Genomic DNA, 396 nt, shown 5'->3' on the forward strand with positions numbered 1-396 from the left:
CCATATGAAGAGTCAACGTCCAGTGGTGCGACCAGTGTGACCTTCAAGTCGGCGGTATTGCGACTGGAAGTGACACCTCAAATCACGCCGGATGATCGTATTATCATGGATCTGGTCATTAATCAGGACTCGGTGGGGGAAGATACTTCGGCCGGTCCGACGATTAATACCAATGCGGTACAGACTCAAGTGCTGGTAGATAATGGCGAAACTATCGTATTAGGTGGTATCTTCCGTTCTGAAGAAGTCAGGTCGGTCAGCAAGACGCCTTTCTTCGGGGATTTACCATTAATTGGAGCCCTGTTCCGTTACTCTAGCGTTTCGGATGACAAGAGCGAGTTACTTGTTTTCATCACGCCGAAGCTGGTGAAGGACTCCTTCAGCGCCAGATAGTCT

The 396-nt window shown here is 49.5% G+C and carries 1 pseudogene; it reads left to right on the forward strand.

From position 1 onward, the window contains the following. A pseudogene (locus tag Q4563_RS16725) lies at nucleotides 1-393 on the forward strand (type IV pilus secretin PilQ); the annotation flags it as partial. Nucleotides 394-396 lie beyond the last annotated feature (3 nt).

It is taken from the genome of Gilvimarinus sp. 1_MG-2023, from assembly GCF_030548285.1.